The organism is Isoptericola halotolerans, assembly GCF_003003075.1.
Taxonomy (GTDB): Bacteria; Actinomycetota; Actinomycetes; order Actinomycetales; family Cellulomonadaceae; genus Isoptericola; species Isoptericola halotolerans_A.
On sequence record NZ_PVTX01000006.1, the window covers coordinates 160,632 to 177,746 of the forward strand.

At 73.5% G+C, this 17,115-nt stretch carries 19 protein-coding genes; 8 read left to right on the top strand and 11 right to left on the bottom strand.

The window, feature by feature from the left end:
- The first annotated feature begins 26 nt into the window (after positions 1–26).
- A complete protein-coding gene (locus BCL65_RS10230) occupies positions 27–428 on the top strand; it encodes an FKBP-type peptidyl-prolyl cis-trans isomerase (RefSeq protein ID WP_243400994.1) in 402 nt (133 codons plus the stop codon).
- 176 nt (positions 429–604) lie between these two features.
- On the opposite strand, the gene BCL65_RS10235 is transcribed toward BCL65_RS10230, so the two are convergent.
- Positions 605–1,837 (bottom strand): class I SAM-dependent methyltransferase, encoded by a 1,233-nt coding sequence (locus tag BCL65_RS10235; protein ID WP_243400993.1) that lies wholly within the window; start codon positions 1,835–1,837, stop codon positions 605–607.
- Between the two features lie 22 nt (positions 1,838–1,859).
- Between BCL65_RS10235 and BCL65_RS10240 the strand changes: the two genes are divergently transcribed.
- The gene (locus BCL65_RS10240) at positions 1,860–2,198 is read left to right on the top strand and encodes a SelT/SelW/SelH family protein (protein ID WP_106267668.1); all 339 of its coding nucleotides are present in this window, start codon (positions 1,860–1,862) and stop codon (positions 2,196–2,198) included.
- Positions 2,199–2,247: 49 nt separating this feature from the next.
- Here BCL65_RS10240 and BCL65_RS10245 read toward each other — a convergent pair whose 3' ends face one another.
- Complete coding sequence (locus BCL65_RS10245) at positions 2,248–2,637, bottom strand: DUF5997 family protein (RefSeq protein WP_106267670.1); 390 nt, start codon at positions 2,635–2,637, stop codon at positions 2,248–2,250.
- 52 nt (positions 2,638–2,689) lie between these two features.
- Between BCL65_RS10245 and BCL65_RS10250 the strand changes: the two genes are divergently transcribed.
- Entirely contained in the window at positions 2,690–3,595 is a 906-nt protein-coding gene (locus BCL65_RS10250; RefSeq protein ID WP_106267672.1) for a LysR substrate-binding domain-containing protein, read from the top strand.
- 172 nt (positions 3,596–3,767) lie between these two features.
- Positions 3,768–4,688, top strand: a complete 921-nt coding sequence (locus BCL65_RS10255; protein WP_106286527.1) for a hypothetical protein — start codon at positions 3,768–3,770, stop codon at positions 4,686–4,688.
- A gap of 154 nt (positions 4,689–4,842) precedes the next feature.
- Here BCL65_RS10255 and BCL65_RS10260 read toward each other — a convergent pair whose 3' ends face one another.
- The gene (locus BCL65_RS10260) at positions 4,843–6,402 is read right to left on the bottom strand and encodes an ATP-dependent DNA ligase (protein WP_106267676.1); all 1,560 of its coding nucleotides are present in this window, start codon (positions 6,400–6,402) and stop codon (positions 4,843–4,845) included.
- A gap of 58 nt (positions 6,403–6,460) precedes the next feature.
- Positions 6,461–6,838, bottom strand: coding sequence for a winged helix-turn-helix transcriptional regulator (locus tag BCL65_RS10265; RefSeq protein ID WP_106267678.1), 378 nt, complete (start codon positions 6,836–6,838; stop codon positions 6,461–6,463).
- A gap of 86 nt (positions 6,839–6,924) precedes the next feature.
- Here BCL65_RS10265 and BCL65_RS10270 point away from each other — a divergent pair, with 86 nt between their 5' ends.
- Positions 6,925–7,569, top strand: coding sequence for an NAD(P)-dependent oxidoreductase (locus BCL65_RS10270; RefSeq protein WP_106267680.1), 645 nt, complete (start codon positions 6,925–6,927; stop codon positions 7,567–7,569).
- Between the two features lie 42 nt (positions 7,570–7,611).
- Here BCL65_RS10270 and msrA read toward each other — a convergent pair whose 3' ends face one another.
- Complete coding sequence (gene msrA, locus BCL65_RS10275; RefSeq protein WP_106267682.1) at positions 7,612–8,283, bottom strand: peptide-methionine (S)-S-oxide reductase MsrA; 672 nt, start codon at positions 8,281–8,283, stop codon at positions 7,612–7,614.
- A 180-nt stretch (positions 8,284–8,463) separates the two neighbouring features.
- Complete coding sequence (locus BCL65_RS10280) at positions 8,464–10,056, bottom strand: Na+/H+ antiporter (protein ID WP_106267684.1); 1,593 nt, start codon at positions 10,054–10,056, stop codon at positions 8,464–8,466.
- 105 nt (positions 10,057–10,161) lie between these two features.
- On the opposite strand from BCL65_RS10280, the gene BCL65_RS10285 reads away from it, so the two are divergent.
- From BCL65_RS10285 to ilvA, 3 genes are all read left to right on the top strand, one after another.
- Positions 10,162–10,773, top strand: a complete 612-nt coding sequence (locus tag BCL65_RS10285) for a YdeI/OmpD-associated family protein (RefSeq protein ID WP_106267686.1) — start codon at positions 10,162–10,164, stop codon at positions 10,771–10,773.
- 79 nt (positions 10,774–10,852) lie between these two features.
- Positions 10,853–12,121 (top strand): AI-2E family transporter, encoded by a 1,269-nt coding sequence (locus BCL65_RS10290; RefSeq protein ID WP_308221179.1) that lies wholly within the window; start codon positions 10,853–10,855, stop codon positions 12,119–12,121.
- Positions 12,118–13,338 (top strand): threonine ammonia-lyase, encoded by a 1,221-nt coding sequence (ilvA, locus tag BCL65_RS10295; RefSeq protein ID WP_106267691.1) that lies wholly within the window; start codon positions 12,118–12,120, stop codon positions 13,336–13,338. Before BCL65_RS10290 ends, ilvA begins: the two co-directional genes overlap by 4 nt.
- A 158-nt stretch (positions 13,339–13,496) precedes the next feature.
- Here the strand turns inward: ilvA and BCL65_RS10300 are convergent, their stop codons facing one another.
- The 5 genes from BCL65_RS10300 to BCL65_RS10320 form a co-directional block, all read right to left on the bottom strand.
- Positions 13,497–13,910, bottom strand: a complete 414-nt coding sequence (locus BCL65_RS10300; RefSeq protein WP_106267693.1) for an ectoine synthase — start codon at positions 13,908–13,910, stop codon at positions 13,497–13,499.
- Positions 13,911–13,962: 52 nt separating this feature from the next.
- Entirely contained in the window at positions 13,963–15,261 is a 1,299-nt protein-coding gene (ectB, locus tag BCL65_RS10305) for a diaminobutyrate--2-oxoglutarate transaminase (RefSeq protein WP_374956679.1), read from the bottom strand.
- Positions 15,262–15,358: 97 nt separating this feature from the next.
- On the bottom strand, positions 15,359–15,910 hold the full coding sequence (gene ectA, locus BCL65_RS10310; protein ID WP_106267695.1) for a diaminobutyrate acetyltransferase: 552 nt from the start codon (positions 15,908–15,910) through the stop codon (positions 15,359–15,361).
- Between the two features lie 127 nt (positions 15,911–16,037).
- Positions 16,038–16,517 carry a transcription elongation factor GreA gene (greA, locus tag BCL65_RS10315; protein ID WP_106267697.1) on the bottom strand — a complete coding sequence of 160 codons (480 nt, stop codon included), beginning with the start codon at positions 16,515–16,517 and terminating at the stop codon, positions 16,038–16,040.
- A gap of 153 nt (positions 16,518–16,670) precedes the next feature.
- Entirely contained in the window at positions 16,671–17,102 is a 432-nt protein-coding gene (locus tag BCL65_RS10320) for a DUF4307 domain-containing protein (protein WP_106267699.1), read from the bottom strand.
- Between the last annotated feature and the right edge of the window lie 13 nt (positions 17,103–17,115).

Consider the following 17,115-nt stretch of genomic DNA (forward strand, 5'->3'; position numbering starts at 1 on the left):
CTCCCCGAGAACGGATGAGGTATCCCGTGACCACGCTTCCCACCGCCACCGGCTCCTTCGGCGACAAGCCCGAGATCACGTTCCCGGAGGGCGACGCGCCCGCGGGCCTCCAGGTCCAGGTCCTCGCCGAGGGCGACGGCCCCGTCGTCGACGCCGGCCGCACCATCGTCGTCAACTACCTCGGCCAGACCTGGGGCGGCGACGTGTTCGACAACTCCTGGGACCGCGGCCAGACGATCGACTTCCCGATCGGCGTCGGCGCCGTCATCGGCGGCTGGGACAAGGGCCTCGTCGGCCGCAACGTCGGTGACCGCGTGCTGCTGTCCATCCCGGCCGAGCACGGCTACGGCTCGCGTGGCGTGCCGCAGGCCGGCATCCCCGGCGGTGCGACGCTGGTCTTCGTCGTGGATGTGGTCGGGGTGCGCTGACCCGTTGCTGTGACGGGCGGGGCGGAGGACTCCCTGCGAGCTCGCGTTCACGCGCCCCAGGGGGCGCTCCACTTCGGGCGGATGACGAGCTCGCAGGGAGTCCTTCGCCCCGCCTTGTGTCTGCGGCCCGGGGCGGTCCTGGGTCTGGGCGCTGGGCTGGGAGCCGTGCGGCGGGGTCAGGGCTTGCGGGAGCGGGTGACCGTGAAGCGGGGGTCCTGGGCCACGTGGTCCGTAGGGCCGACCGCCCGGGCCAGCGAGCCGCGGTAGCGCAGCTTGGTGTTGAACACGCACCACAGCTCGCCGCCCGGCCGCAGGATCCGGCCGGCCGTCGCGAACATCCGGTGGGCGGCATCCGTGCTCACGGCGGCCCGGTCGTGGAACGGCGGGTTGAGGAGCACCAGGTCCGCGCTCGCGTCGGGCAGGTCGACGCCGACGTCGCTCCTCGTCACCGTGCCCGGCACGCCGTTCGCGGCGAGCGTCGCCCGGGTGGAGGCGACCGCGGCCGCCGAGCGGTCGGTGCCGACCACCCGGGCGTCCGGGTAGCGGCGGCCCAGCACCACGGCGAGCAGCCCGGTCCCGGAGCCCAGGTCGACGGCGTCACGCACCCGCGACGCCGCGGGCCAGCGCCCCGCGGTGGTCAGCAGGAACCGGGTGCCGTGGTCGAGCCCGGCGCCGGCGAACGCGCCACCGTGCGCGACGACGTCGACGTGCTCGGCCGGGGCGGCGCCGTCGTGCGTGGGTGTGGCCGCCGCCAGCAGCTCGGGATCGGTGAGCCGCTCGCGGGCCGGGTAGAGCGGGGTGGCCGAGCGTGCCTCGGGCCGGGGCGTCGTGGCGACCAGGGCGCGCGACTTGCTGCGCGCCAGGGTCGCGTGCACGGACTCGAACCGGTCGCCGAGCACGTCGTTCATGGCGCGCGTCATGTGCTTGATGCGGCCACCGGCGAGCAGCGTGACGTCGTCGGCGGCGTACCGGGCGACGGCCTCGGCGATCTCGGTGAGCTCGCCCAGCGACTTGGGGAGCTGCAGCAGGACGAGCCGGGCGCCGTCGAGCAGGGTGGGGCCCAGGTCGTTCGACGTGGCGATGCGGCCGCGGGCGTCCGCCAGCGTGTCCCGCACCCGGGAGGCGTTGTGCAGCGTGGCCGTCTCGGAGTCGATCGTGTCGTGGTGGGTGCGGACCGTGGCCGCCCCCAGGGCCAGGGCTCCCAGGGTCAGCGCCCCGAACCGGTCGCCCACGACGACGACGCCCCGCGGTCCGGCGTCCGCCACGAGCGGTGCGGCCTCGGCGAGCAGCAGGCGGTCGGTGGCGTCCACGGCGACGGGGGCGTCAGGGCGCGTGCCGTCGTCGGGCCACGGGACGAGCTGGTCGAGCAGGGTGGTCAGGGACGGCGGTGGGACGGCGGGGGAGGTCACGGGACGACCGTAGTCTGGGCGCATGGACGAAGCCACGTCGTCGGACGCCCGGGTGACCATCACCTACTGCACGCAGTGCCGCTGGCTGATGCGGGCCGCCTGGGTGGCGCAGGAGCTGCTGCAGACGTTCCGGACGCGGCTGGGCGAGGTGGCGCTCGTGCCGGGTACGGGCGGGGTGTTCCGCGTCGAGCTGGTGCCGGCGCCGGGCGCGGAGCCGGTGCTGCTGTGGGACCGCAAGGCCGAGGGCGGGTTCCCTGAGATCCCGCCGCTGAAGAAGGCGGTGCGGGACGCCGTCGCGCCGGACCTCGCGCTGGGGCACACGGACCGCGTGGCCGCCGCGGATCAGGACGGCAGTTCGTGATCTGACCGGCACCTCGAACTGCCGATCAGATCACGAAGTGCCGGTCGGATCAGCGGTTCTCTGCTCTCTTCGCCTCGGCCGCGACCCGCTCCTCCTCGGCGCGGACCTTGGCGGCGGTCTCGCGCTCGCGGACCAGCCACGCGGGCGGGTCGTCGCGCAGCTCGTTGATCTGGTCGGTCGTGAGCGGGTCGGTGATGCCACCGCGCGCCAGGCCGGCGATCGAGATGCCGAGCCGGCCGGCGACGACGGGGCGCGGGTGCGGCCCGTTGCGGCGCAGCTCGACGAGCCACTCGGGCGGCTGCTCCTCGAGCTTCTCGAGCTCGGCGCGGGTGATCCCGTGCTCCTGGAACTCCGGCGGCGTGGCGGGCAGGTACACCCCGAGCTTCTTCGCCGCGTTCGTCGGCTTGAGGACCTGCTGGGAGAAGGGGGTTCCGGCCATGGGCCCAGCCTAGTCGCCGGTCGGCGGCCGCGGCGCCCCGTAACCTGGTCGCGTGAGCGACGACACCCGCCCCGCGCCGGGCGGCACCGGGCCCGACGACGGCGGTCCCGGCCCGGACGACGGCCCGCGGTTCCGGCTGGGGTACGTCCCCGGGGCGACGCCGGGCAAGTGGGCCAGGACCTGGCGCGAGCGGCTGCCCGGGGTGTTCCTCGAGCTGGTCCAGGTAGCGGCCGCCGACGTGCCGTCCGCCCTGCGCGACGGCGAGGTGGACGCGGCGATCGGCCGGCTGCCCGTCGACAAGGAGACCTTCCACGCCATCCCGCTGTACGCCGAGCTGCCCGTGGTGGTGGTCTCGAGGGACCACCTGGTCGCGGCCACCGAGGAGTCCGAGCGGGTCGCGGCCCACGACCTCGCCGACGACGTCCTGTGGGTCCCGCGCGACGACGTCCTGCTCGGCGCCGGTGTCGATCGCCCGGGCCGCCGTCCGGAGGCCTACGACGACGGCACGGGAACCCTGGTGGAGCCGGTGCCGGCCTCGACCGAGGAGGCGATCGCGTGGGCCGCGACCGGCTCCGGCGTGGTCGTGACGCCGATGTCGCTCGCGCGGCTGCACCACCGCAAGGACACCGTGAACCGGGTCGTCGAGGGCGTGCCCGAGTCGCCGGTCGGTCTGGTCTGGTGCCGGGACGGCCTGCCCGACGACGTGGCGGAGCTGGTCGAGGAGCTCGTCGGCATCGTGCGCGGGCGCACGGCGAACAGCTCGCGCGGACGTGGTGCTCCCGACGAGGCCCGCTCGCCGAAGAAGGCTCCGGCCAAGGGCGGCTCCGGGAGCAAGGGCGGCAAGGGCGCTGCCGAGGGCAAGAAGGCCGCGGCAGCTCGTCGGGGCAAGGCGCAAGGACCCCGTGGCAGCGGGAGCCGGGGGCGCGGGCGGCCGGGGCAGGGGCGCCGCGGACGCTGAGCGCGGCGCGGACAGGGCGTCGTGACGGACACAAGGCTTATTGTTCTCTCGTACCCCTTCACGCGGTAAGTCCGTTTCGATAGGATCGCCTGCGCACCCCGCTGCGTCCCGGCTCGGACGACCGAGCCGACGCCTGCGTGGCACACCCCGTCCTGACTCACAGAGGAGCGCCATGCGCACGCCCCTAGCCCTCGGAGCCGCCGTGCTCCTCGCCCTCGGCCTCACCGCCGGACCCGCTGCCGCGACGGGAGGCGGCGACCGCCACTGGGACGGCCACGGGGACTCGCGCATCGGCGACCGGTGGGACGGCGGCGAGGTCGAGAAGGGTGGCAAGACCTACGGCTGGCCCGAGGACACGCGCACCTGGGGCGACAACGTCTGCCCGGACATGGACGTGGCCAAGACGGACGTCGACGGGGAGCGCGAGACGATCACCCTGACGGCACCGGAGGGCAAGCTCATCTCCGCGTACTGCGTCAAGGCAGGTTCGGCGCAGCAGGGCGACGGCCCGAAGATCGTCACGCTCGACGAGCCGGTGGCCGAGGTGACCATCTCCTACGTGGCAGGCGGCAAGTGCAAGGCGATCAGCCACTACGCCGTGGCGTACGTGGACGCCGGCACGCCGACGGACGTCCCGGACGAGTCGACGGACCCGACGCCGAAGCCCACGCCCTCGACCCCGGACGGCGAGACGCCGCCGGCCGAGGAGCCCGGGGACGACCCGTCGGACCAGCCGAGCCCCTCGCCGTCGGCCGAGCTGCCGGACGAGACGCCCGAGGTCCCCGGGGGCGAGGAGCCGGGCGAGCCGGCCGTCGAGACCGAGGAGCCCACGACGGACGAGTCGCCGGACCCCCGCCCGCAGACGGTGGCCCCCGTGGAGCCCGGTGCGGGCGAGGGTGACGAGCCGCGTGCCTCCGAGGTCGCCGTCGAGCTCGACGCCGACGAGGCGGAGACGGTGCGCGCACAGACGCAGGCGGAGCTGCCGCAGACCGGCCCGGGTCGCGCGATCGGGATCACCCTCGGCGCTCTGGCGCTGGTGGGTGCCGGCGTCGGCGCCGTGCTCTACGCCCGCTCGCGGCGCGCCTCGGCCTGACGACCCACGCCGGTGAGCGCCGGCACCCACGACGGCCCGGTATCGGGAGCGTGACCCGCTCCCGATACCGGGCCGTCGTGCGTCCGGATCCGTGCGTCCGGATCCGTGCGCCGACCGTCGCGGACCGCCGTGCGGCCGCGGTGCGGCTTCAGCCCTAGACGCTGCCCACCGTCCGCACCTGGTCGATGGTGTCCGCCTCCTCGGCCGTCTTGTCGTCGCGGTAGCGGACTACCCGCGCGAACCGCAGGGCGACGCCGCCGGGGTAACGCGGGGACCGCTGCACGCCGTCGAACGCGATCTCGACGACCTGCTCCGGGCGCACGCGGACCACGGAGCCGTCGGTCGGCCCGTCGGCGAGCTCGATGAACCGCTCGGTCTGCCAGGCGAGCGTCTCGTCGGTCATCCCCTTGAACGTCTTGCCCAGCATGACGAAACCGCCGGTGGCCGGGTCGCGCGCGCCGAGGTGGATGTTCGACAGCCAGCCCTCGCGGCGCCCTGATCCGCGCTCGACGGCGAGCACCACGAGGTCGAGCGTGTGTCGCGGCTTGACCTTGACCCAGGCGGATCCGCGCCGTCCGGCGTCGTACGGGGCGTCGAGCGACTTGAGGACGAGCCCCTCGTGCCCGGCGGCCACCGTGTCGTCGAAGAAGCCTTGGACGGCGTCGGGGTCGGCGGACACGACGCGGGGCACGACGGCGGACGGCGGCGCGGCGATGTCGAGCGCGACGAGGCGTTCGGCGGCCGGCGCGTCGATGAGGTCGGACCCGTCCAGGTGCAGGATGTCGAAGAAGAACACGGTCAACGGCGTCCGGCCCTGGTGGCTCTCGGCGTCGTGGCTGCCGGTGCGCGCGGCGGTGTCCTGGAAGGCTCGGGGCCGTCCCGTCTCGTCCAGCGCGATGGCCTCGCCGTCGAGCACGGCCGACTCGACGTCGAGGGACCGTGCCAGCGCCACGACCTCCGGCAGGCGTTCGGTGATGTCGTCGAGCGAGCGCGTGAACACGGAGACGTCGTCACCGGACCGGTGGACCTGGACGCGGATGCCGTCGAGCTTGACGTCTGCGGCGACCTCGACGCCGTCGAACCGCTCGAGCGCTCCACCGACGTCGGGCGCCGAGGAGGCGAGCATGGGGCGGACGGGGCGCCCCACCCGCAGGCCGAAGGACTCCAGCGCCGGGGCGCCGCCGGTCAGTGCTGCCCGCGCGATGGGGCCGGACAGCGCGCTGAACATCGCGGCCCGGCGCACGGACGTCAGCGGGACGTCGGCGGCGGCGGCGATGGCGTCCAGGAGCAGGGAGTCGAGGGCGCCCTGCCGCAGCTCGCCGAGGACCAGCCCGGTGAGGAAGCGCTGCTCGTCGGGCGTGGCGCGGGAGTAGAGGGCCGTCAGCGCGGCGGCGCGGGCCGCCTGGGACCCGGGCCCCTGCAGCCCGGCCATGGTCTCGAGGGCGTCGTCGACCTGGACGGGGGTCAGGCTCGGCTCTCTCGCGGCCGCAGGCGGGTCGGCGAGCGAACGCCAGCCGACCCCCGTGCGGCGCTGGCGCGCCCGGCCGGAGAGGTAGGAGGCGACGACCTCGATCTGGGTACCGCGCTGCTCGGGCGGCACGTCGCCCTCCCCGGCGGCGGAGCGCAGGGCCGCGGCCAGCAGCTCGCGCTTGCGCAGGCGGGACCGCGTCGCGGCGACGGCGGCGTGGGTGTCGACGAGCTCGGCGAGCAGCACCCGTCGATCGTCGCAGGGCACACCGACAGTCGCGCGGCGGCTCCCGCTGCCGGTGGGGTCAGGAAGCCTTCGTGCGCGCCTCGTCGTACGCGGCGCGGGCCGCCAGGACCTCGCCGGCGTGGGCGAGGGTCCACTGCTCGATCGCGCGGATCGGTGCGAGCGCGCCGTGACCGGCGTCGGTGAGGGTGTACTCGACGCGGGGCGGCACCTCGGCATGGACGGTCCGGGCGACGAGCCCGTCGCGCTCCAGGCCGCGCAGGGTCTGGGTGAGCATCTTCTGGGAGACCCCGTCGACGCGGTGGGCGAGCGCGGTGAAGCGCAGCGGGCCGCCGTCGAGCGCGCCCAGGACGAGCACCGACCAGCGGTCGGCGATGCGGTCCAGGACGGTGCGGCTGGGGCAGCCGCGCTGGTACGGGTCGAACGGGAGCTGGGTCACGGGTCCTCCTTGCGCGCCGCCAGTCTACGTCCTAGCCTCTCCGTTGGAGAGCGACTCTCCAACAGTAACTATCAGAGGAGCCCCAGATGGCACGCATCACCGTGATCGGTGGCACCGGGTACGCCGGCACCCACATCGTCCGTGAAGCCGCAGCCCGCGGCCACGAGGTCCGGTCGCTCAGCCGGTCGGCCCCCGCGGAGCGGGTCGACAGCGTCGAGTACACCGAGGGCTCGGTGCTCGACGACGCCGCGATCGCCGCCGCGCTCGACGGCACCGACGTCGTCGTCGCCAGCGTCTCGCCCCGCGGAGACATGGCCGGGCAGGTCCGGCCCGCGTACGCCCGGCTCGCCGCCGCGGCCCAGGAGCGCGGCGTGCGTCTCGCCGTCGTCGGCGGCGCCTCCTCGCTGCAGGTCGCCGGGGGCGGACCGCGGCTGCTCGACACCCCCGAGTTCCCCGACGCCTTCAAGGACGAGGCCGCCGAGTTCGCCGCCATCCTCGACGACCTGCGTGAGGCGTCCCCGGAGCTCGACTGGTTCTACCTCAGCCCCGCCGCGACGTTCGGTGCCTACGCGCCGGGCGAGGACACCGGCAGCTACCGCGTCGGCGGCGACGTGCTCCTCACCGACGACGCGGGGGAGTCCGCGATCTCCGGCCCGGACTTCGCCCGCGCGCTCGTCGACGAGATCGAGACCCCCGCGCACCGGCGCACCCGGTTCACCGTGGCGCACTGAGCCGCCGCGGCGCACGCACCGCGGCGCACGCAGCGGCAGCGGTCAGGCGGCGTCCGGGAACGGCACGCCCGTCGTCGCGTGGCAGCGGTACCCGTGCGGGTTCTTCGCGGCCGACAGGTACTGCTGGTGGTAGTCCTCGGCGTAGAAGAACGGACCCGCCTCCGCCGCGGGGCGCATCTCGGTGGTGATCGGGTCGTAGCCCTTCGCGGCCAGCACCTCGCCGTACTGCTCGGCCGTGCGGCGGACCGCCTCGGCCTGCTCCGGCGTCGTCCAGTACACGCCGGAGCGGTACTGGGTGCCCACGTCGTTCCCCTGGCGGAAGCCCTGGGTCGGGTCGTGCCGCTCCCAGAAGATCTTGAGCAGCTCGGCCTCGCTCACCCGGGACGGGTCGTACGCGACCATCGCCGTCTCGGTGTGCCCCGTGCGGGCCGAGCACACCTCCTCGTACGTGGGGTTCGGCGTCGTGCCCCCCATGTAGCCGACGGCGGTGCTCACCACGCCGGGGACCTGCCAGTAGATCTCCTCGGCGCCCCAGAAACAGCCCATCGCGAGGTAGAGCACCCGCGTGCCCGGCTCCCACGGGCCGGTGAGCGAGGTCCCCAGGACGGTGTGCGTGCGGGGGGCGGGCAGGATCGGCGACTCACGGCCGGGCAGGGTGTCCTCGGGAGCCACCATCGTCGTCTTCGCCGACTGGCCGAACAGGTTCTCGAACATCGCGTCGCCTCCTTGGTGCGGTGCGGGGGCCGTTCTGCCGACCCCGCACCTGCGCAACGATGCGGCGCGCCCCGGTGTTCCGCCGTCGGCCCCGTGTCCTCCGCTGTGGGTGCACGACGCGCCGTGGGCACGAGGGTCATATCGGCGTGTCGTGCACCCACAGCGGAGAGGGGGGAGGGGTCAATCGAGGTCGCGGACGGCGCGGGCCTCGACGTCGGCGAGCACCTCGTCGGCGACGTGCGGGCTCGCCAGCCCCTCGTTGCGCGCCCGGACGACGACGCCGCGCTCGACCTCCGTCGCGTCGCGCAGCAGCGCGTCGACCAGCTCGCCGTACCGGCCCTCCACGTCGTCCCCGGCGCTGCGGGCCTGCGACAGGGCCCGCTGGGCGGTGAGGTAGCCCTCGTACTGGAGCGCGACGGCCTCCCGCACCGGTGCCGGGACGTCGTCGCGCGCCAGGACGGACTCCAGGGCGGCGCGGGTCGCCTCCTCACGCAGCCGGGCGATCTCCGCCACCTCGTCCACCGTGCTGCCGACGCCGAGGCGGCGCACCACGGGCGCGAGCGTCAGCCCCTGCAGGACCAGCGTCATCAGCACGACCATCAGCCCCACGAAGACGACGGTGTCCCGGTGCGGGAACTCGTCACCGGAACCCACGAGGTGCGGCAGCGCCAGCGCGGACGCCACCGACACCACGCCGCGCATCCCCGCCCACGAGATCACCGTCGTCTCGCGCCGCGTGAACGCCCCCACGCCCGCGACGTCCGCCGGCACGCCCTGGCGCACCGCCCGGGCGGCCAGGCCGCGCTCCAGCAGCCACACCGCGGGGAACATCCACACGAACCGCAGCACCACCAGAAGCGCGACCACACCGAGCGCGAGCGGCAGCGTGGCCGCGCCCACGGGGGAGCCGTCGAGCACCGAGGTCAGCTCGAACCCGATGAGGACGAACACGACGCCGGTGATGAGGTAGTCGGCGTACTCCCACACGGAGCGGCCCAGCAGCCAGCCGCCGGAGGAGACCGAGGTGTGCGACACGTTGCGCAGCAGCAGGCCCAGGGAGAGGACCGCCAGCACGCCCGACCCGTGGAGCTCCTCCGCGAGGACGTAGGCGACGAACGGCAGCGCGAGCGTGACCGTGGTCTCGGCGGCCGGCACCCGGAGGCGGCCGAGCACCACGTGGCCGAGCCAGCCCAGGGCCAGCCCGACGGCGACGCCCACCACGAGCGCGAGCGCCAGGTCGAGGCCCACCTCGCCCGCCGTCACCGACCCGGCCACGACCGCGGCGACGGCCACGTGGTACATCACCAGGGCGGTGGCGTCGTTGAACATGCCCTCGCCCTCGAGCACCGTCACCACCCGCCCCGGCAGGCGCAGGCGCCGGGCCACGGCGGTGGCGGCGACCGGGTCGGGCGGTGCCACGATCGCCCCCAGCACCCACGCCACCGCCCACGGCACCCCCGCCGCGTGCGCGACGACGGCGACGAGCGCCGCGGACGCGATCGTCAGCCCGACGGCGGTCAGCAGGATGGGCCGGGCCTGCGCGGAGAACTCGCGCGCGGTGGAGCGCTGCGTCGCGGCGAACAGCAGCGGCGGCAGGACGACGGGCAGCACGAGGTCGGGGTCGATCGACAGGTGCGGGGTGCCGGGCAGCAGCGGCAGCGCGATGCCGAACAGGGTCAGCAGCACCGGCAGCGGGACCCGGATCCGGTCGGCCAGCGGGGTCAGGACCACGATGCCGGCGATCACCGTGCCCCACAGGGCGATCGAGGACATGGCGGCTCCGGTCGGTCGGGGACGGGCGACGGCGATGGTCGCGCACAGTCTGCCCCTCCGGCGGGTGCGGTGCACCCTGTCGGGGGCCCGGCGTAGCGTCGCAGCATGGCCCGACCGAACGATCCCGATGCCCTCCTGCTGCCCGGCGTGGACGCCTGGCGGGCGTGGCTCGACGAGCACGAGGATTCCGCGCCCGACGGCGTGTGGCTGATCGTGGCGAAGAAGGGCCAGGACGCGCCGACCACCCTCACCCGCGCCGCGGCGCTGGAGGAGGCGTTGTGCAGCGGCTGGATCGACGCGCAGGCGAAGAGCCGGGATCAGGCCACGAGCCTGCAGCGGTACTGCCCGCGCCGGCGCCGCAGCATCTGGTCCGTGCGTAACCGGGAGATCGTCGCCCGGCTGATCGCCGAGGGGCGCATGCGCCCCCGCGGCCAGGCGGAGATCGACCGGGCGCAGCAGGACGGCCGCTGGGACGCCGCCTACGCGGGACCGGCCACGATCGAGGTGCCGCCCGCCCTGTCCGCGGCGCTCGCCGGGAGTCCCCGTGCGACCGCCATGTGGGAGATCCTCACGTCGCAGAACCGGTACGCCATCCTCCACCGCCTGGCGACGGTGAAGAAGGACGAGACGCGCGTGCGCAACGCCGCCAGGTTCGTCGCGATGCTGGAGCGCGGCGAGACGCTGTACCCGCAGCGGCGCAAGCTCGAACCCGACTGACCGCTTCGCCGTCGGCGAACCTCCGACCTGCCGGAGGGACCGTCAGGCGATGCCGCCACGGGCCACCTAGTGTGGGCCCGTGGTGAACCCGGAGGAGGCCTCTGCCAGCGGCCGTGACATGGTCCCGGCGAGCGTGCGCGGGGCCGCGGCGTGGTCGTGGCGCCTGCTCATCATCGCCGCCGGGGTCGCGGGGCTGGTCTGGCTGCTCTCCCAGCTCAAGACGATCGTCGTCCCGGTCGCCGTGGCTCTGCTGATCAGCATCCTGCTGCGTCCCCTGCGGCTCACGCTCGAGCGGTGGGGCGTGCCCCGCGGGCTCGCGACGGCACTGTCCATCCTGGGACTCATCGCGTTCGTGACCGGGCTCGTGGTCGTCGCGGGCCAGTCGATCGTCAACGGCTTCCAGGACCTGTGGGACCAGGCCGTGGCAGGCTTCGAGGAGTTCCTCACCTGGTTGTCCGAGGGCCCGCTGGGCCTCGACACGGCGACGTTGAGCGACCTGGGCAACCAGGCGCAGGACCTGGTCGCGGAGCAGAGCTCCTCCCTGATCACCGGCGCCCTCGGCGCGGCGACGACGGTGGGCCACGTCCTGGTCGGCATCATCATCGCGCTCTTCTGCACCATCTTCTTCCTGCAGGACGGCCGCAGCATCTGGACCTGGGTCGTCAACGTGCTGCCGATGGCGGCCCGGGAGAAGGTCCACCAGGCCGGCCGGCGCGGCATGGTGACGCTGTCGTCCTACGTGCGCACGCAGATCCTGGTGGCACTGGTCGACGCCCTCGGCATCGGCATCGGCTCGGCCTTCTTCGTCCCGGCGCTGGCGATCCCGATCGGCATCCTCGTGTTCATCGGGTCGTTCGTGCCGATCCTGGGGGCGATCGTGACGGGCGCGATCGCCTGCGCCGTCGTCCTGGTCGCCGAGGGGTGGGTCGCCGCGGCCATCATGCTCGGCATCGTGCTGCTGGTCCAGCAGGCCGAGAGCCACATCCTCCAACCGTTCCTCATGGGGCACGCGGTCTCCCTGCACCCGGTGGCCGTGGTGCTGGTCGTCGCGGCAGGCAGCCTGGCCGCAGGGCTCATCGGCGCGTTGTTCGCGGTGCCGCTCGCCGCCGTCCTCAACACCGTCATGCAGTACCTGCACGGGCACGACAAGTTCCCCGAGCTCGGGACCGCCGACCACCTGCCACTCCTGCGCCGCCGTCCCTCGCTCGCCGACCTGCCAGGTACGCTCCTGTGGCCAAGCCGGTCCGGCGCGTCGCAGGGCGACGCCGGTGCAGCGCCCACCACCCCGGGTGCTGACCCTGCCGTACCGGCTGACGACGCCGGACCGGCAGGAGAGAGCAGGACGTGACGACACCGCACCCCATCCATCGTGTGACGCTGGCCGACGTCCGAGCGGCCGCAGAGCTGCTCGCCCCCGTGGTGACCCGCACGCCGGTGCACCCGTTCCGGGCGCTGACGCAGATCGCGGGCGCCGACGTCGTCCTCAAGTGCGAGAACCTGCAGCGGGCCGGCTCGTTCAAGATCCGGGGCGCGTACACGCGGCTCGCGGGCCTGACGCCGGAGGAGAAGCAGCGCGGCGTCGTCGCGGCGTCCGCCGGCAACCACGCCCAGGGCGTGGCGCTCGCCGCGGAACAGCTCGGCATCCCCGCCGTCGTCTACATGCCGCTGGGAGCCTCGGTGCCCAAGCTGGAGGCGACGCGGGGCTACGGCGCCGAGGTGCGCCAGCTCGGTGCCAGCGTGGACGAGGCGTTGGGCGCGGCTCGTGCCGAGGCCGCCCGCACGGGCAAGGTGCTCATCCACCCGTTCGACCACGTGGACGTGGTCGCCGGCCAGGGCACCGTCGCGCTGGAGATCCTGGAGCAGGTGCCCGACGTCGGCACGGTCGTCGTGCCGCTCGGTGGCGGCGGGCTCGTGGCCGGCATCGCCACGGTGCTGGCGGAGCTGGCGCCGCACGTCAGGGTGGTCGGCGTGCAGGCGGCCTCGGCGGCGGCCTACCCGGCCTCGCTGGCCGCGGGGCGCCCGCTCGCCGGTGACCTGGGGGCCACCATGGCTGACGGCATCGCCGTCGGCACGCCGGGGGACGTGCCCTTCGAGGTGCTGACCCGCCTCGGCGTCGAGGTGCGCACCGTCACCGAGGACCAGATGTCGCGCGCGCTGCTGATGGTGGCCGAGCGCGGCAAGCTCGTCGTGGAGCCGTCGGCGGCCGCGTCGGTCGCGGCGGTGATGGCGACGCCGCATGCGTACCCCGGGACCGTGGTGCCCGTGCTGACCGGGGGCAACATCGACCCGTTGCTGCTGCAGCGCGTGGTGCAGCACGGCCTCGTCGCGGCGGGCCGGTACCTGCAGCTCTCGGTGCGGCTGGACGACAAGCCGGGCGCCCTGGCGACCCTGCTGGAGACGATCGCCGCCGCCGAGGGCAACATCGTGCGCGTGGACCACCGCCGCACCGACACCACCCTGGAGATCTCCGAGGTGCTCGTGACGCTGCAGCTCGAGACCAAGGGCTACGAGCACCGGGCGGCGGTCCTGGACCGGCTGCGCAACGACGGCTACCGCATCGGCTGAGGGCGAGCGGCCGGCCCCGTCAGGACGGCGGCCGGAACCCTCTGAAGACGCGAGAAGGCCCCCGCGCACGGTCGTCAAACGCGAAGTGCAGGGCGCGCAGCGCCCGTGAACGCGACCGTGCGCGGGGGCCTTCTCGCGTCGCCCCGCGCGGTGAGAGCTCAGACCGTGGCGGTCGTCTCCGCCTCGGGCTCCGTGACGAGCGGGTACACGCCGTTCTCGTCGTGCACCTCGCGGCCGGTCACCGGCGGGTTGAACACGCACACGCACTTGATCTCGGTGCGGGGGCGCACCATGTGCTTGTCGGCGTCGTTCAGCAGGTAGAGCGTGCCGGGCTTGAGCTCGTGCACCTCGCCGGTGGCGAGGTCCTCGATCTCACCCTCGCCCGAGGTGATGAAGACGGCCTCGACGTGGTTGGCGTACCAGAAGAAGCTCTCGGTCCCGGCGTACAGCGTGGTCTCGTGCACCGAGAACCCGACGCCCTCCTTGGCGAGGATGATGCGCTTGGAGCGCCAGTTCTCGCTCTTGACGTCGGCCTCGGTGTCGGTGATCTCGTCGAGCGTGCGGACGATCATGTGTCTCCTCGGTCGTAACAGGCGTGAAGGTCGGGTCGGTCGAGCGGCGTGATCAGGAGCCCAGGACGGTGTCGAACGCCTCGTCCAGGATGGCCAGGCCGCGACGCAGCTCGTCCTCGGTGATGGTCAGCGGCGGCAGCAGCTTGACGACCTCGCCGTCGGGACCCGAGGTCTCGACCAGCAGACCGTGCTCGAACGCGTACTGCGTCACCCGGCCGGCCAGCTCGCCGTCGGGCAGCTGGAGGCCGCGGGCCAGGCCGCGGCCCTTGGCCATCAGCTCGTGGTCGGGGTGGCGCGAGACGACCGAGTTGAAGTGGCTCTCGACGATCAGGCCCTTGGCCTTGATCTCCTTCTCGAGGGTGTCGTCGGACCAGTAGGTCCGGATCGCCTCGGAGGCCGTGGCGAACGCCGGGGCGAACCCGCGGAACGTGCCGTTGTGCTCGCCCGGCTCCCACACGTCCAGCTCGGGACGCACGAGGGTGAGGGCCATGGGCATGCCGTAGCCGGAGATCGACTTCGACAGGCAGATGATGTCCGGGACGATGCCGGCCTCCTCGAAGGAGAAGAACCCGCCGGTGCGGCCGCAGCCCATCTGGATGTCGTCGAGGATCAGCAGGATGCCGTGGGCCTTGCACAGCTCGGCGAGGCCACGGAGCCACTCGGCGCGCGCGGCGTTGATGCCGCCCTCGCCCTGGACCGTCTCGACGATGACGGCGGCGGGCTCGTTGAGGCCGGACCCGCCGTCCTCGAGCATCCGCTGGAAGTACTGGAAGTCGTCGACGTCACCGTTGAAGTAGTCGTCGTACGGCATCGGGGTGGCGTGCACCAGCGGGATGCCGGCGCCGCCGCGCTTCATCGAGTTGCCGGTCACCGACAGGGCGCCGAGCGTCATGCCGTGGAACGCGTTGGTGAAGTTGATGACGGACTCGCGGCCCGTCACCTTGCGGGCGAGCTTGAGCGCCGCCTCGACGGAGTTCGCGCCGCCGGGGCCGGGGAAGACGACCTTGTGGTCGAGGCCGCGGGGCTCGAGGATGGTGGTGCGGAAGGTCTGCAGGAACTCGCGACGCGCCGTGGTGAACATGTCGAGCGTGTGCACCATGCGGTCGTCCGCGAGGAAGTCCAGGAGGACCTTCTTCAGGATCGGGTTGTTGTGCCCGTAGTTGAGCGAGCCTGCTCCCGCGAAGAAGTCGAGGTACTCGGTGCCGTCCTCGGCGTACACGGTGGCGCCGACCGCACGGTCGAACACCACGGGCCAGGCGCGGGAGTAGCTGCGGACCTCGGACTCGAGGGCGGTGAAGCCCGTCGGGTCATCGCCGGTCGACGCGTCGGACTGGGGGGTCAGGGTCGTCACGGAGGACACTCCTCTGAGGTGGTGCGCGCGGGTGCTTCGAGTGGAACGGGGGCTGCGTCGTCACCTGCGCGCGGGACCGGCGCAACCCGGTGTCGTGTCAGTTGCGGAAACCCTCGATCACGAGCAGCGGTTCTGCCTCGTGGCCGTCGGGGAAGTGGTGCGCCTCGAAGCCGGACACCTCGGTGAGCGTGGCGTCGCGGTCCTCGGACCAGCGCCGGAAGACGCGGCGGGAGGCGGCGTTGTCCTCGGTGACCGTGGTCACGAGGGAGGTGATCTCCGGCTGCTCGTCGATGACGGCGTCGATGAGCCGCCCGGCGAGCCGACGACCGCGGGCGCGTTCGTCGACCGCGACCTGCCACAGGAAGTAGCGGCTCGGGTCGGCCGGCAGGCGGTACCCGGTGACGAAGCCGACGACGTCGTCACCCAGCAGGGCGATCCGGCACGTGGCGGAGAAGTGGTCCGCCAGCAGCAGATAGCTGTACGACGAGTTCAGGTCCAGCGAGCCGGAGTCCCGGGCCACCCGCCACATGGCGCCACCGTCGTCGACGGTGGGCGGGCGGATCGTCAACGGCGTGGCGCCGTCCCCGGCTGCCGCGTCCGCGGTCGCCGGGTTGGTCGGTGTGGTCGATGTGCCGTCAGAGATTGTCATACCGCGAACAACCATAGACACGATCGAGGGATAATCCCACCCCGCCCAGATGATTTCAGGGTGCGACATTGACCACAGCCGCACGATGCCGGGGCGTCCGACGATGGACGCCCCGGCATCGTGCAGGTCAGCCGGAGAACGGCTTGGCGGAGCGGATCTCCACCGGGATCTCGCGCCCGTTCGGCGCGGTGTAGCTGGTGGACTCGCCCACCTTCTTGCCGTCGATGGCCGCGCCCAGCGGCGACGTCGGGGAGTAGACGTCGAGGTCGGTGGTCCCGGCGATCTCGCGGGAGCCCATGAGGAACGTCATCTCGTCGCCCGCCACCTCGGCGACGACGACCATGCCGGCCTCCACCGTGCCGTCGTCGGCGGGCTTCCCGACCTGCACGTGACGCAGCTTCTCGGTCAGCTCGCGGATGCGGGCCTCGTTCTTCCCCTGCTCCTCGCGGGCCGCGTGGTAGCCGCCGTTCTCCTTGAGGTCGCCCTCGTCGCGTGCGGCAGCGATGCGCTCGGCGATCTCGGTGCGGGCCGGTCCGGAAAGGCGCTCCAGCTCCGACTGCAACCGGTCGTGAGCCTCCTGGGTGAGCCAGGTGACGTTCTCGGTCACGAGGGCTCTCCTTTCGTGGTGCTCGTCGCCTGCCCCGGGTGACGCGCGCCGGTGCGCCCGGCGGGCGTCGGCACGCGCGCCGGACGGCGCAGGACTGCGTGTGAATCCCTCAGGATAGCCGACGCGGGCGCGGACGTGCACCGTATGGCGCGCTCAGCCGCCGGTGGGGGCGCAGGCCGTGACGTCGGCGGCGGTCGCCTCCTCGGAGGTGCCGACGGTCACCGTGTAGGCCGAGGTCCGGTCCTGCACGGGGCCCACCGGAACCTCGAGCGTGCCCACCTGCGCGTAGCTGGTGGACAGGGCGTCGACGGTGCAGACCGCCGTCGTGCCGGGAGGCATGTGCACCTGGAAGGTGACGTCCAGGTGCTCGGCGTCGACGACCTCGAACCCCACCATCTCGGCGGTCACCGGGTCCGCGGCGGTCCGCGCGAACGAGAACCAGGCCGTGGCGCCGACGGCGGCGGCCAGGGCCACGCCGATGGCGACCTTGGCGCCGCGTCCCGGACCTCGGCGCGCCGTCGCCGGGGTGGTCGGCGAGTCTCCGTAGCGGCCGGGCGGGACGGTGGGGGACTGCTCGGAGGTCATGACACCATTGTCC

Excerpts from the sequence above, each read along its gene's own strand:
- BCL65_RS10300 (WP_106267693.1), bottom strand. The coding sequence starts at position 13,910 with ATGATCGTCCGCACGCTCGACGAGATCACCGACACCGAGGCCGACGTC.
- BCL65_RS10240 (WP_106267668.1), top strand. The coding sequence starts at position 1,860 with ATGGACGAAGCCACGTCGTCGGACGCCCGGGTGACCATCACCTACTGC.
- BCL65_RS10285 (WP_106267686.1), top strand. The coding sequence starts at position 10,162 with ATGGCCCGACCGAACGATCCCGATGCCCTCCTGCTGCCCGGCGTGGAC.
- ectA (WP_106267695.1), bottom strand. The coding sequence starts at position 15,910 with ATGACAATCTCTGACGGCACATCGACCACACCGACCAACCCGGCGACC.
- BCL65_RS10280 (WP_106267684.1), bottom strand. The coding sequence starts at position 10,056 with ATGTCCTCGATCGCCCTGTGGGGCACGGTGATCGCCGGCATCGTGGTC.
- BCL65_RS10255 (WP_106286527.1), top strand. The coding sequence starts at position 3,768 with ATGCGCACGCCCCTAGCCCTCGGAGCCGCCGTGCTCCTCGCCCTCGGC.
- BCL65_RS10270 (WP_106267680.1), top strand. The coding sequence starts at position 6,925 with ATGGCACGCATCACCGTGATCGGTGGCACCGGGTACGCCGGCACCCAC.
- msrA (WP_106267682.1), bottom strand. The coding sequence starts at position 8,283 with ATGTTCGAGAACCTGTTCGGCCAGTCGGCGAAGACGACGATGGTGGCT.
- BCL65_RS10245 (WP_106267670.1), bottom strand. The coding sequence starts at position 2,637 with ATGGCCGGAACCCCCTTCTCCCAGCAGGTCCTCAAGCCGACGAACGCG.
- BCL65_RS10320 (WP_106267699.1), bottom strand. The coding sequence starts at position 17,102 with ATGACCTCCGAGCAGTCCCCCACCGTCCCGCCCGGCCGCTACGGAGAC.